At 47.0% G+C, this 14,184-nt stretch carries 7 protein-coding genes, 2 tRNA genes, 3 rRNA genes and 2 riboswitches; all 12 genes read right to left on the bottom strand.

Annotated features, from left to right (window positions below):
- Positions 1-182: 182 nt before the first annotated feature.
- The 12 genes from thiH to VIB_RS00055 all read right to left on the bottom strand — a co-directional run bounded on the left by thiH (position 183) and on the right by VIB_RS00055 (position 13,875).
- Positions 183-1,343, bottom strand: coding sequence for a 2-iminoacetate synthase ThiH (gene thiH, locus VIB_RS00110; RefSeq protein WP_004393836.1), 1,161 nt, complete (start codon positions 1,341-1,343; stop codon positions 183-185).
- A 4-nt stretch (positions 1,344-1,347) separates the two neighbouring features.
- Positions 1,348-2,109, bottom strand: a complete 762-nt coding sequence (locus tag VIB_RS00105) for a thiazole synthase (RefSeq protein ID WP_040903558.1) — start codon at positions 2,107-2,109, stop codon at positions 1,348-1,350.
- Between the two features lie 2 nt (positions 2,110-2,111).
- Positions 2,112-2,318, bottom strand: a complete 207-nt coding sequence (thiS, locus tag VIB_RS00100; protein ID WP_004393834.1) for a sulfur carrier protein ThiS — start codon at positions 2,316-2,318, stop codon at positions 2,112-2,114.
- A complete protein-coding gene (locus VIB_RS00095) occupies positions 2,318-3,118 on the bottom strand; it encodes a HesA/MoeB/ThiF family protein (protein ID WP_004393827.1) in 801 nt (266 codons plus the stop codon). Before VIB_RS00095 ends, thiS begins: the two co-directional genes overlap by 1 nt.
- The gene (gene thiE / locus VIB_RS00090; protein ID WP_004393826.1) at positions 3,105-4,412 is read right to left on the bottom strand and encodes a thiamine phosphate synthase; all 1,308 of its coding nucleotides are present in this window, start codon (positions 4,410-4,412) and stop codon (positions 3,105-3,107) included. Before thiE ends, VIB_RS00095 begins: the two co-directional genes overlap by 14 nt.
- Positions 4,413-4,415: 3 nt before the next feature.
- The gene (gene thiC / locus VIB_RS00085) at positions 4,416-6,350 is read right to left on the bottom strand and encodes a phosphomethylpyrimidine synthase ThiC (RefSeq protein ID WP_004393824.1); all 1,935 of its coding nucleotides are present in this window, start codon (positions 6,348-6,350) and stop codon (positions 4,416-4,418) included.
- 106 nt (positions 6,351-6,456) lie between these two features.
- Positions 6,457-6,555, bottom strand: a riboswitch (TPP riboswitch).
- Between the two features lie 60 nt (positions 6,556-6,615).
- Positions 6,616-7,962, bottom strand: coding sequence for a voltage-gated chloride channel family protein (locus VIB_RS00080; RefSeq protein WP_004393820.1), 1,347 nt, complete (start codon positions 7,960-7,962; stop codon positions 6,616-6,618).
- Positions 7,963-8,304: 342 nt separating this feature from the next.
- Positions 8,305-8,378, bottom strand: a riboswitch (Fluoride riboswitch).
- Between the two features lie 220 nt (positions 8,379-8,598).
- Positions 8,599-8,675 (bottom strand) — tRNA-Asp (locus VIB_RS00075).
- A gap of 86 nt (positions 8,676-8,761) precedes the next feature.
- A 5S ribosomal RNA gene (rrf, locus tag VIB_RS00070) occupies positions 8,762-8,877 on the bottom strand.
- 87 nt (positions 8,878-8,964) lie between these two features.
- Positions 8,965-11,856 (bottom strand): 23S ribosomal RNA (locus tag VIB_RS00065).
- A gap of 327 nt (positions 11,857-12,183) precedes the next feature.
- Positions 12,184-12,259 (bottom strand) — tRNA-Glu (locus tag VIB_RS00060).
- A 71-nt stretch (positions 12,260-12,330) separates the two neighbouring features.
- Positions 12,331-13,875 (bottom strand): 16S ribosomal RNA (locus VIB_RS00055).
- Together the 16S, 23S and 5S rRNA genes with 2 tRNA genes alongside form the textbook arrangement of a ribosomal RNA operon.
- Positions 13,876-14,184 lie beyond the last annotated feature (309 nt).

Raw genomic sequence — 14,184 nt, 5'->3', positions numbered from 1 at the left:
CATCGCTATCCGTTAACAGGCTTACTTATCTAATAAATGAAAAAAGCACCAAGAAAGTTATTCATTACCTTGGTGCTTTATCTCAACAACTTAATAAGCTTCGTTTGAGAATTGCTTTTAGCTTAAAAGACACATATTAACTAAGTTTTAAGTTAACTAAGCTTCAAGTGTCAAAGCATCCGTTAAAGTGATGACAAACTCTTACTGGTTAATGTTTCACGTGAAACATACCCTCCAGAATACACCGAGTGCCAGTCTTGCCATACCGGAGCAAGTCCACGAGCTTCAATAATAGTCGCCACCTCTGCCGCGCTTCGCTGATCACTGATCGTAAATTGCTCCAATTCTGGTTTATTATCCGCATACCCTCCCGGTTGGGTTTTCGACGCTGCCGACATACTAGTGATACCAAGCAACATAGCATGATCGCGAAATTCAGCCGATTCACGAGTAGAGAGCGATAACTCAACCTGCGAATTAAATAAACGAAAAGCACAAATAAGCTGCACCAGCTGTTTATCTGTCATCAGTGACTTGGGAGGCACCCCTCCCGTACAAGGCCGTAAGCGCGGAAAAGAAATTGAATAGCGACTTTGCCAATAGGTCTTCTCTAAATAATCGAGATGTGTTGCGACATAAAAACTGTCCGTACGCCAATCATCCAGACCAATTAAAGCCCCTAAACCGATTTTATCAATCCCAGCTTTGGCAAGGCGATCTGGAGTCGCTAACCTAAATTCAAAATCGGTTTTCTTGCCACGTAAATGATGCTGAGCATAAGTAGAAGGATGATACGTCTCCTGATAAACCATCACCGCATCTAAACCTAAGCTTTTTAATTCTGCATACTCCGCTTGTGCTAACGGCTGTACTTCCATTGCGACACGATGAAAAGCGGACTTTATTAACGGTAACATTTGCCGAAAATAATTCATGCCGACTTTAGTTTCATGCTCACCCGTCACCAATAACACACTATCAAAGTTCATTGCTTTAATAGCGGCTATTTCTTGCTGCACTTCATCAACATCAAGAGTTTTCCGCTTAATGCGATTTTCCATTGAAAAACCGCAATAGGTGCAACTATTGGCGCACAAGTTCGATAAATACAGCGGCACGTACAAGCCCATGGTGTGGCCGAAGCGTTGGCGAGTAGCAGCATAAGACAGCTGAGCCATCTGCTCAAGGTATGGCTCAGCGGCTGGTGATAGCAAGGCCTGGAAATCGGTTAATGTCCTAACTGGCTTGGCTAACGCCCGCTCGACATCTGTAGTTGTCTTGCTGTATATGGACAGCTTAATATCATCCCAATTAAGCTCAGCAAAGCGATTTAGAAAGCTCATAGTATCAATCCAAAAAAGCGGTCAACGGACTTGAGGCCACCGCTTGTTGACCACGAGCGGCTAATCCTGCTTGATAAGCTAAGCGTCCGGTTTCGACCGCTTGCTTAAAAGCCTGCCCCATCAAAACGGGATCAGCGGCAGTCGCAATCGCAGTATTGACTAATACCGCATCCGCGCCCATTTCCATCGCTAACATCGCATCAGAAGGGGCACCAATGCCGGCATCAATAATTACTGGCACATTGGCTTGTTCAATGATGATCTTTAGAAAGTCTTGCGTTCTTAACCCCTGATTACTGCCTATCGGCGCTCCTAATGGCATGACCGCCGCGCAGCCCACCTCTTCCAAGCGTTTACATAACACAGGGTCGGCGTGGCAATAAGGTAAAACAATAAAGCCATCTTTCACTAATTGTTCAGCGGCCAGTAAAGTTTCTATCGGATCGGGCATTAAATATTTCGGGTCTGGGTGGATTTCCAGTTTAAGCCAATTCGTTTGCAGCGCCTCTCGAGCAAGATGGGCAGCATAAATCGCTTCACGGGCAGTTTTCGCTCCCGAAGTATTGGGCAATAGCTGAACACCAGCAGCGATCAAGGGCGCGAGAATGTCATCCTCACGATGCTGTAAATCGACTCGCTTTAAAGCCATCGTCACCAGCTGGGATTTGCTAGCGGCTATCGCTGCTGCCATGGTGTGGCGATTGGCAAACTTGCCAGTGCCAGTTAATAGTCGTGATTGAAACTGAGTTCCTGCAATAGTTAACATCATTAACCTCCTGCGATGGCTTGAAATATGGCAATCGTGTCACCGTCGTTAACTATGGTTTGCTCCCATAAACCTTGGGGAATAATGCCATCATTAAGCGCAAATACACTGCCCACGGTGGGTAACTGTAATTGCTGTTGTAATTCAGCAATGGTGATCGGTTGTGCTAATTGCTGCAGCTGTTGATTAATAGTCACAGAGATGGTCATTAGGTAATCTCCTCTTGGTGAAAATGATCAGCAAAAGATGACGTTGCTGTTGAAGATGCTGAATGACACACCGGACAGTCAGGATCAGCCGCTAGTCGCCATTGCTGCCAACTTAACTTGTGTCCATCAAAATAGTGCAGCTGTTGATATTTAACCGGATCAATATCGAGCAAGACTTGTAAAGTCATTAAGGCTTGTAGATTACCTATCATCCCTACTACCGGTCCAATTACCCCACTATCACTGCAATTACGCGCTGAGTTATGCTCAGCCACTAGACAACGATAGCAAGCGGTATGTGGCTGACGAAAATTAAACGCGATACATTGACCTTGCCAGCCAATCGCTGAGCCAGAAATAAGTACAGCACCATGCTGGTGACAAACTTGGTTTATCGCAAAGCGCGTGACACTATTATCACTACAGTCGACAACAACATCGGCCATCGGTACTTCTAAATTTAATAGCGCCTCATCCATCCGCCGATTGACGCAACGGATGCGTACTTCAGGGTTTAAGCGCTGTAGAGATTGCTGTAAAGCAGAGACTTTCGACATGCCTACTTGTTGAGTTTGAAAAGCGATTTGCCGAGATAAGTTAGAGACTTCTACCGTATCGTCATCAGCTAGGATCAGTTTGCCAACCCCTGCAGCGGCAAGATATTGGCCTACCGCATTGCCTAAACCGCCACAACCAATAATCAACACCTTGCTTGCGAGCAATGTGATTTGCCCTTGCTCAGCAATATCAGGCAAACAAATCTGACGTTGATAACGTAAAAATTGCTTATCCGTTAACATCGGCCACCTCCTGAGTTGATAGCTTTTGCTCCTGCGGCTTACTGGCTAGTTGAGCTTGGAGATGCTTAACTGCGGCGTGTACATCATCGGCCTCAGTAATGGCACGCACGACGGCAACACTGGCAACGCCACATTCCACTACCGATTGAATATTGGTTAAATCAATACCCCCGATCGCTACCGTTGGTAACTCTCCCTTAATGGTACTGTCTCGTTCTATAGTGAGTTGTTGATCGAGAGCTGAGGCTGGCACTAAATATCGATAGTCGGTACTGCTATCTACTAACTGCTGGTATAGCGCCAAACGTACCAACCCCTGAGGACGTGAAGGCATTTGCTTGGTTGTGGTAGGAAAGATATGCCCTAATGCGATATAACTCGGCCTGATTTTTAACGCGGTCAGTAATTCAAAGTAACCATGGGTTGATAACCCTAAGTGGATGTTAGCCTTAGCTAAAGCATCAAGATCCGCTGATTGTAAATCTTCTTGGCCTAAATGAACGCCAAATGCACCATGCTTAAGCGCCAATGGCCAATAATCATTAATAAAGACTTGAGCTTGATATTGACGGCCCAATTCAATCGCACGAACAATTTGCTGTTCTAAATCCACTTGCTGAGGATTTTTTATCCGTAGCTGAAGTGTGTTTATGCCGAGCTTAAGCAAGGATTCTACCCAAGCGATATTATCCACCACCGGATAAAGACCTAAGCTCTGTTTAGCCAGTGAGGGAAAGCTGATCGCTCTAGTTTCATCGACCAGGCAAGATTGCACAGCAGGGAAATAAGCATAATCCTTTGGCCATGTTTCACGTGAAACATTCAGCGCAGCCCTAGCGATGCATAAAGCATCTTCAAGGGCAAACTCCAAACATAGTGCCGCGACCAACCACGCTAAATGATGCCAAGCCTGGGCTGGAGATAACATCGCCCCCGATAGGAACATTAATTCACCATCGGTGTGACGCCAAATATCCCTTTGCTGACCTTTATAAGCAGCGCCAATCAGTAAGGTGGCTGAGTCTAGGTTATCAATATCACTATCGCTCTTACGCGACTGATAGCCAAAGGCAATAGATGCCAAGTTTTGCCGTGATGGCTCTGAGCCTGAGAAAGAAGGAAAGAGATCCGTCTGCAACGAGTAACGATGCTGGCCAAGCAGCTGCATCGATTGGGTTGGACTAACGCCCAATTCAATCGATTCGATCGCAAAACCTTGCTGCTTAGCAAGTAGTAAGACTTGCTGAACGGCTCCCGTTAACTCAATACAATGAGCAGGGATTAATAGTTTCACGCTTTACTCCCCCGCTGTCACCGCTGGATGATACAACTGCGAACCGGAGGCACGAAACTCTTGCGATTTTTGCTGCATGCCTTGTAAAGGACTTTCCAGCATAGTCACCGAAATAGCCTGATCCGCCGCCACTTGCTGTACATCGTTAGCGTACTCTCTCACTTCTTGAGAGATCTTCATCGAGCAAAATTTAGGACCACACATTGAGCAGAAATGAGCAACTTTGCCAGATTCTTGCGGTAAGGTTTCATCATGAAAAGCTTTAGCAGTGATCGGATCAAGCGATAAGTTAAACTGGTCTTGCCAACGAAATTCAAAACGAGCCTTCGATAACGCATTATCTCTTACCTGAGCACCGGGATGACCTTTCGCTAAATCCGCCGCATGAGCTGCCAACTTATAGGTAATTAAGCCGGTTTTTACGTCTTCTTTATTCGGTAAGCCTAAATGCTCTTTGGGCGTCACATAGCACAGCATGGCGCAACCAAACCAGCCTATCATCGCCGCACCAATTCCTGACGTGATATGATCATAACCCGGTGCAATATCGGTGGTTAACGGGCCTAAAGTATAAAAAGGCGCTTCATGACAATGCTTAAGTTGCTCGTCCATATTGGCTTTAATCATATGCATGGGTACATGGCCAGGCCCTTCGATCATCACCTGAACATCATACTCCCAAGCAATTTTAGTTAACTCACCAAGGGTCCTTAGTTCGGCAAACTGCGCCTCATCATTGGCATCAGCAATCGATCCAGGACGTAAACCGTCACCAAGCGATAAGGAAATATCATATTGAGCACAAATCTCGCAAATCTCACGAAAATGGGTGTATAAGAAATTTTCTTGGTGATGGGCAAGGCACCATTTAGCAATGATAGAGCCGCCACGGGAGACAATCCCAGTAACACGTTTTGCGGTCATCGGTACATAACGCAACAGCACGCCTGCATGAATGGTAAAATAGTCAACGCCCTGCTCCGCTTGCTCTAACAAGGTATCGCGCATCACCTGCCAGGTCAGATTTTCAGCAACGCCGTTAACCTTTTCTAACGCTTGATACATAGGAACAGTGCCTATAGGTACTGGGCTATTACGTAAAATCCACTCCCGAGTTTCATGAATGTTACGTCCAGTGGATAAATCCATTACCGTATCTGCCCCCCAACGGGTGGCCCAAACCAACTTCTCCACCTCTTCTTCAATAGAAGAGCTCACTGAAGAATTACCGATATTCGCGTTCACTTTGACTAAAAAGTTGCGGCCGATGATCATGGGTTCAGATTCAGGATGATTGATATTACAAGGAATGATCGCTCGTCCAGCCGCGACCTCTTGACGGACAAATTCAGCGCTAATCTCAGCAGGTAAATGGGCACCAAAGTTTTCACCTGGGTGCTGATGATTAAGCTGCTGATCTTGATACTCTCGCCGTCCCATATTTTCACGTAAGGCGATAAACTCCATCTCAGGAGTAATGATGCCTTGTTTGGCATAATGTAACTGAGTGACTCGTCTACCCGCTTTAGCTCGTCGAATGTCAGGTAACTGGCCATATCTCAGCTCATCGAGAGTTTCATCGGCTAAGCGCTGACGGGCAAACTCTGAACTCATCACCGGTAGCGTTTCAGTATCACCACGCTCTGCAATCCATGAATCACGCAGCTTAGGCAAGCCATGCTTTAAATTGATCGTATAGTTTGGATCGGTATACACACCTGAGGTGTCATAAACAGGGATCGGTTGATTTGCTGAATAGATCGGTGCTTGTTTAGTGCCACCAATCAAGCTGTCAGCCAAAGTAATTTCGCGCATTGGTACGCGAATCTCTGGTTTCGAGCCTTGAATATAAACTTTATTAGAATTGGGGTAAGGTTGAACTGAAAGTGAATCAATAAACTGTTTTGCTTCCAGTCTCGCTTGTTTACGAATCGACATAGCATTTTCCTGTGTTATTCATTAGGGATAATGCTTGACGGAAAGATGCAACAAGAGGGGATCAACAGATCAGTGGTGTGTAGATAGGGTTACAATAAGACACCACAAATTGTCTTCTCTTGTTCCCTTCGCAGGTATTAGCCTGATCAGGTTCAACGGATCCCGAATAAACGGTCTCAGCCATATGGCACTCCGACAAGTGAAAACTAGCATACAAGATTATATAAATTTAGCAATCTAGTGATAACAGCAAAATAGTTAACAGTTATTGCTTATTCTTTTTACTCGCCATCGCCTGAGCGACGGTTTGGTCTATTTTAGGTGGTTGATAAGGAGAAATGCGTTTAGCCACCGCAATACGTTGTGAACCATAAATACCACTATGACCACTGGCGTAATAAGCAATAAAACAAACTAAAGCAAAGTAGATCAGATGATCAGCCCCAAACAATTCAACCCCCATAATAATGCAAGCTAGAGGAGTATTGGCTGCTGCAGCAAACACCGCTAAAAAGCCTAGCGCAGCGAACAGCTCAACCGGTGCCCCCATTACCCATGCGAGGAAATTACCTAATGTGGCTCCAATAAAGAACAAGGGGGTAACTTCGCCACCTTTAAAGCCAGCTGCTAAAGTTATCGCCGTTAAAATCAATTTTAATATCCAGCTATTCCATTCAGCGCCACCGGCCTCAAATGCAGAAGTGATACTCACTCCACCTTCACGTATAGGATAAACACCAATACCAATATAGTCATAGTTACCAATTAACTTAACGATAGCAATCACTAACAAACCACCACAAAATACAATTAAATAAGGATTGCGTAACCTACGTAGAAACCAAGCTTTCAAGCCTGATGTTAGTTCACTAAACAGTAAACCCACTAAGCCAAATATCACGCCAGCAATCAATATCTTGCCAGTTAAAATAAAATCAATCGATATAGGATGCTCAAACAAACTATTGAACTGGGCAAAGCCGATATTGTAGTGCGTATGATGAGCCCCTACCGCACTGCATACCACATCCGCTAAAACCGCAGCAATCAATGCCGGTAGTAATGCTTGATATTTAATCCTACCGACTGACAGGACTTCCACGGCAAAAATAGCTCCCGCAATCGGGGTGCCAAACACCGAACCAAACCCCGCGGCAATTCCTGCAACCAATATAGAGCGTTGATCAGATTCATCCAGTTTAAACACGCGACTAAACCAAGCTGATACCGCGCCGCCAATTTGCACCGCCGTACCTTCCCGTCCCGCAGAGCCACCAAATAGATGAGTAACTACCGTCGCAACGAGTACAAAAACACTCATCCGAAAAGGAATTTTCTCATTCGATTGATGAATTTGGTCGATAATCAGATTATTACCACGCTCGGAAATACCTCCCCACTGGCGATAAAAAAATACTAATCCTAAACCAGAAATAGGAAGCCCATAAATTAAATGCGGGTTATCGACACGAGTCTGAGTCGCAAATTCCAAAGCCCATAAGAAAAAAGCATTCATCAAGCCGACTAAAATTGCTAATGGGGTAACTAGCAATGTCCAACGTAATGTTTGTAGTACAACGTGAGGTAAATGATCCAGAGATTTGATAGACAAAATTTATGCTCCCAATGATGTACAAATCATTTAATAATGATTTGCTTCACTTCCACCGATCATCATTCAATAACGAGATTCAGCGCTAACTAAATAGATAACAGGCATAATAATAGTCGTGATTAATGTAAATAACGTAGCGAAACACTAATTAAGCGTCTTTAAAAAGCGTTAACTTTATAATACTGAATAATAAGCAATAAACGGTGTGAGGATAAAATTGGTTCTTTGAGGTGTGCATCATTGCTTCACTCTTAACAAAAGGGATAAAACGCAATGATTCTGTGATGAGCCAAATGAGCTGTACACAGACACAACAAGAACTTATCTTGTTATCTCATTGCATGTACAGACGTCATCAGCTTGAAAAGCGGTTTAGCATAACTGCTAGGTGGAACATCATCACCTAGCCGCATTTTACCTAACCAACAGCATTAAACAATACTTAGAATAAGGTTTATTTTGGGACTCTATCAGTGGAGCGGACGGGACTCCCTGCCGTTGAACAACCAGCGCGACCCCCGGCGTGACAGGCCGGTATTCTATTTAATTAAACTTATCCGCTGTCTGCTTTTCTTTCGTATTAATAACGAACAATAAAAAATCCCCAGCATTACTGCTAGGGACTCTTATCAGTGGCGGAGCGGACGGGACTCGAACCCGCGACCCCCGGCGTGACAGGCCGGTATTCTAACCAACTGAACTACCGCTCCACATTGTCTTGTTACTCGATAAAGTCTGATTGGCTGCTTTATTGAGTTTCTGTCTTCAGACCTTAGGTCTAAAAACCAGTATTAAAGCCTGGCGATGTTCTACTCTCACATGGGGAGACCCCACACTACCATCGACGCTGTTTCGTTTCACTTCTGAGTTCGGCATGGAGTCAGGTGGGTCCAAAACGCTATGGTCGCCAAGCAAATTTGGTTAATTCGGAAAGCTGTTTTTCATTCTCTACACATTCAATGCACTTCTTTGAGTCCACCAAAACCCCTTGGGTGTTGTATGGTTAAGCCTCACGGGCAATTAGTACAGGTTAGCTCAACGCCTCACAGCGCTTACACACCCTGCCTATCAACGTTCTAGTCTCGAACAACCCTTTAGGACACTTATAGTGCCAGGGAGAACTCATCTCAGGGCTCGCTTCGCGCTTAGATGCTTTCAGCGCTTATCAATTCCGAACTTAGCTACCGGGCAATGCCACTGGCGTGACAACCCGAACACCAGAGGTTCGTCCACTCCGGTCCTCTCGTACTAGGAGCAGCCCCCTTCAATTCTCCAACGCCCACGGCAGATAGGGACCGAACTGTCTCACGACGTTCTAAACCCAGCTCGCGTACCACTTTAAATGGCGAACAGCCATACCCTTGGGACCGACTTCAGCCCCAGGATGTGATGAGCCGACATCGAGGTGCCAAACACCGCCGTCGATATGAACTCTTGGGCGGTATCAGCCTGTTATCCCCGGAGTACCTTTTATCCGTTGAGCGATGGCCCTTCCATTCAGAACCACCGGATCACTATGACCTGCTTTCGCACCTGCTCGAACCGTCATTCTCGCAGTTAAGCGGGCTTATGCCATTGCACTAACCTCACGATGTCCAACCGTGATTAGCCCACCTTCGTGCTCCTCCGTTACTCTTTGGGAGGAGACCGCCCCAGTCAAACTACCCACCAGGCACTGTCCGCAACCCCGATTAGGGGCCAACGTTAGAACATCAAAACTACAAGGGTGGTATTTCAAGGTCGACTCCACGCAATCTAGCGACTGCGCTTCAAAGTCTCCCACCTATCCTACACATGTAGGTTCAATGTTCAGTGCCAAGCTGTAGTAAAGGTTCACGGGGTCTTTCCGTCTAGCCGCGGGTACACTGCATCTTCACAGCGATTTCAATTTCACTGAGTCTCGGGTGGAGACAGCGTGGCCATCATTACGCCATTCGTGCAGGTCGGAACTTACCCGACAAGGAATTTCGCTACCTTAGGACCGTTATAGTTACGGCCGCCGTTTACCGGGGCTTCGATCAAGAGCTTCGACTTGCGTCTAACCCCATCAATTAACCTTCCGGCACCGGGCAGGCGTCACACCGTATACGTCATCTTGCGATTTTGCACAGTGCTGTGTTTTTAATAAACAGTTGCAGCCACCTGGTATCTGCGACTCTCAATAGCTCCATCCGCAAGGGACTTCACCGTCAAGAGCGTACCTTCTCCCGAAGTTACGGTACCATTTTGCCTAGTTCCTTCACCCGAGTTCTCTCAAGCGCCTTGGTATTCTCTACCCGACCACCTGTGTCGGTTTGGGGTACGATTTCTTATGAACTGAAGCTTAGAGGCTTTTCCTGGAAGCAGGGCATCAATGACTTCACTGCCGTAGCAGCTCGACGTCGTGTCTCAGCCTAACAAGAAACCGGATTTACCTAGTCTCTTAGCCTACGCACTTGAACCTGGACAACCGTCGCCTGGCCCACCTAGCCTTCTCCGTCCCCCCATCGCATTCATAAGAAGTACGGGAATATTAACCCGTTTCCCATCGACTACGCCTTTCGGCCTCGCCTTAGGGGTCGACTTACCCTGCCCCGATTAACGTTGGACAGGAACCCTTGGTCTTCCGGCGGGGAGGTTTTTCACCCCCCTTGTCGTTACTCATGTCAGCATTCGCACTTCTGATACCTCCAGCAAACCTTACAGTTCACCTTCAACGGCTTACAGAACGCTCCCCTACCCAATACGATAAATCGCATTGCCGCAGCTTCGGTGTATTGCTTAGCCCCGTTACATCTTCCGCGCAGGCCGACTCGACTAGTGAGCTATTACGCTTTCTTTAAATGATGGCTGCTTCTAAGCCAACATCCTAGCTGTCTAAGCCTTCCCACATCGTTTCCCACTTAGCAATACTTTGGGACCTTAGCTGGCGGTCTGGGTTGTTTCCCTCTTCACGACGGACGTTAGCACCCGCCGTGTGTCTCCCGGATAGTACTTACTGGTATTCGGAGTTTGCAAAGGGTTGGTAAGTCGGGATGACCCCCTAGCCTTAACAGTGCTCTACCCCCAGTAGTATTCGTCCGAGGCGCTACCTAAATAGCTTTCGGGGAGAACCAGCTATCTCCGAGTTTGATTGGCCTTTCACCCCTAGCCACAAGTCATCCGCTAATTTTTCAACATTAGTCGGTTCGGTCCTCCAGTTGATGTTACTCAACCTTCAACCTGCCCATGGCTAGATCACCCGGTTTCGGGTCTATATCCAGAGACTGAACGCCCAGTTAAGACTCGGTTTCCCTACGGCTCCCCTATTTGGTTAACCTTGCCACTGAATATAAGTCGCTGACCCATTATACAAAAGGTACGCAGTCACCCCATTAAAGAGGCTCCTACTGCTTGTACGTACACGGTTTCAGGTTCTATTTCACTCCCCTCACAGGGGTTCTTTTCGCCTTTCCCTCACGGTACTGGTTCACTATCGGTCAGTCAGGAGTATTTAGCCTTGGAGGATGGTCCCCCCATATTCAGACAGGATATCACGTGTCCCGCCCTACTCGATTTCACTTTACTGGCGTTAACGGCTACGGGGCTATCACCCGGTATCGCGTGCCTTTCCAGAGCACTTCGCCTGACACCAATAAAGCTTAAGGGCTAATCCAATTTCGCTCGCCGCTACTTTCGGAATCTCGGTTGATTTCTTCTCCTCGGGGTACTTAGATGTTTCAGTTCCCCCGGTTTGCCTCGCTGCGCTATGTATTCACGCAGCGATAAGTGCTTATGCACTTGGGTTTCCCCATTCGGAAATCGTAGACTCGAGTGGCTTTTACTGCCTCATCTACGCTTATCGCAAGTTAATACGTCCTTCATCGCCTCTGACTGCCTAGGCATCCACCGTGTACGCTTAGTCACTTAACCATACAACCCCAAAGGGTCTTTGGCTTCTTGCTTTCACGAAAGTGAAAACAAACAAGCGACCAAGTTGTCTCGCGTTTAATTTACATGAGTGCGAGACAGATTTTGCCGGACTCAATTTTGAAAAGCATCCGAAGATGTTTTTCACCAAGCACACTTGAATGTGTATTTTTGGTCTTTATCAAAAGATAAAGATTGAGAACTTTACAAGTAACTCATCAATGAAGATAAGTTACTTTGTCAGCTTTCCAAATTGTTAAAGAGCTAGATTTATCGCTTTAAAACGAGTAAACCATCTTAAAAAACACTGCTTAGCAATGCGCTTTAAGATGGTATCCCGTAGGGGAGTCGAACCCCTGTTACCGCCGTGAAAGGGCGGTGTCCTAGGCCTCTAGACGAACGGGACACTAAGATACTCTCTTTACTACTTAAACCAATTCAATCTGTGTGAACACTCATCAATGCACAATCTTTACGTAAGGAGGTGATCCAGCGCCAGGTTCCCCTAGCGCTACCTTGTTACGACTTCACCCCAGTCATGAACCACAAAGTGGCAAGCGTCCTCCCGAAGGTTAAACTACCTGCTTCTTTTGCAGCCCACTCCCATGGTGTGACGGGCGGTGTGTACAAGGCCCGGGAACGTATTCACCGTGGCATTCTGATCCACGATTACTAGCGATTCCGACTTCATGGAGTCGAGTTGCAGACTCCAATCCGGACTACGACGCACTTTTTGGGATTCGCTCACTATCGCTAGCTTGCAGCCCTCTGTATGCGCCATTGTAGCACGTGTGTAGCCCTACTCGTAAGGGCCATGATGACTTGACGTCGTCCCCACCTTCCTCCGGTTTATCACCGGCAGTCTCCCTGGAGTTCCCGACATTACTCGCTGGCAAACAAGGATAAGGGTTGCGCTCGTTGCGGGACTTAACCCAACATTTCACAACACGAGCTGACGACAGCCATGCAGCACCTGTCTTACAGTTCCCGAAGGCACTCCCGCGTCTCCGCAGGATCCTGTAGATGTCAAGAGTAGGTAAGGTTCTTCGCGTTGCATCGAATTAAACCACATGCTCCACCGCTTGTGCGGGCCCCCGTCAATTCATTTGAGTTTTAATCTTGCGACCGTACTCCCCAGGCGGTCTACTTAACGCGTTAGCTCCGAAAGCCACGGCTCAAGGCCACAACCTCCAAGTAGACATCGTTTACAGCGTGGACTACCAGGGTATCTAATCCTGTTTGCTCCCCACGCTTTCGCATCTGAGTGTCAGTATCTGTCCAGGGGGCCGCCTTCGCCACCGGTATTCCTTCAGATCTCTACGCATTTCACCGCTACACCTGAAATTCTACCCCCCTCTACAGTACTCTAGCCTGCCAGTTTCAAATGCAACTCCGAGGTTGAGCCCCGGGCTTTCACATCTGACTTAACAAACCACCTGCATGCGCTTTACGCCCAGTAATTCCGATTAACGCTCGCACCCTCCGTATTACCGCGGCTGCTGGCACGGAGTTAGCCGGTGCTTCTTCTGTCGCTAACGTCAAAGAATACCGCTATTAACGATACCCCCTTCCTCACGACTGAAAGTACTTTACAACCCGAAGGCCTTCTTCATACACGCGGCATGGCTGCATCAGGCTTGCGCCCATTGTGCAATATTCCCCACTGCTGCCTCCCGTAGGAGTCTGGACCGTGTCTCAGTTCCAGTGTGGCTGATCATCCTCTCAGACCAGCTAGGGATCGTCGCCTTGGTGAGCCATTACCTCACCAACTAGCTAATCCCACCTGGGCATATCCTGACGCGAGAGGCCCGAAGGTCCCCCTCTTTGGCCCGTAGGCATCATGCGGTATTAGCCATCGTTTCCAATGGTTATCCCCCACATCAGGGCAATTTCCCAGGCATTACTCACCCGTCCGCCGCTCGTCAGCAAAGAAAGCAAGCTTCCTTCCTGTTACCGCTCGACTTGCATGTGTTAGGCCTGCCGCCAGCGTTCAATCTGAGCCATGATCAAACTCTTCAATTTAAGTTCTTTTTGGCTCAATGAATACTGACTCTAAATTACCTAGCTCCTATTAATAGAAGCGTAATTCAAAGCTATTATCGTTCCAACAGAACGATAATGAATTGACTGTGCCGATAGCGCTTCGAAAAGCCCTATCAATTTGGTCACTCAGTTCATTGAAACCGAAGTGCTTATTGCTAAGCATTTTGATTATCATCAACGAGTGCCCACACAGATTGATTGGTTTAAATTGTTAAAGAGCTGGCTTGCGAATCTCTCGTTGAGCTTCGAAGCGGAGGTGAATTCTAGCGAGTTAATTTGAAGAGTCAA

It is taken from the genome of Vibrio metschnikovii CIP 69.14, assembly GCF_000176155.1.
Taxonomy (GTDB): domain Bacteria; phylum Pseudomonadota; class Gammaproteobacteria; order Enterobacterales; family Vibrionaceae; genus Vibrio; species Vibrio metschnikovii.
This window is presented reverse-complemented; position numbering and strand designations above follow the sequence as displayed.

What these genes read in the sequence shown, in the direction of transcription:
- thiH (WP_004393836.1), bottom strand. Translation starts at nt 1,343, where the DNA reads ATGAGCTTTCTAAATCGCTTTGCTGAGCTTAATTGGGATGATATTAAG.
- thiC (WP_004393824.1), bottom strand. Translation starts at nt 6,350, where the DNA reads ATGTCGATTCGTAAACAAGCGAGACTGGAAGCAAAACAGTTTATTGAT.
- VIB_RS00095 (WP_004393827.1), bottom strand. Translation starts at nt 3,118, where the DNA reads ATGTTAACGGATAAGCAATTTTTACGTTATCAACGTCAGATTTGTTTG.
- VIB_RS00105 (WP_040903558.1), bottom strand. Translation starts at nt 2,109, where the DNA reads ATGTTAACTATTGCAGGAACTCAGTTTCAATCACGACTATTAACTGGC.
- thiS (WP_004393834.1), bottom strand. Translation starts at nt 2,318, where the DNA reads ATGACCATCTCTGTGACTATTAATCAACAGCTGCAGCAATTAGCACAA.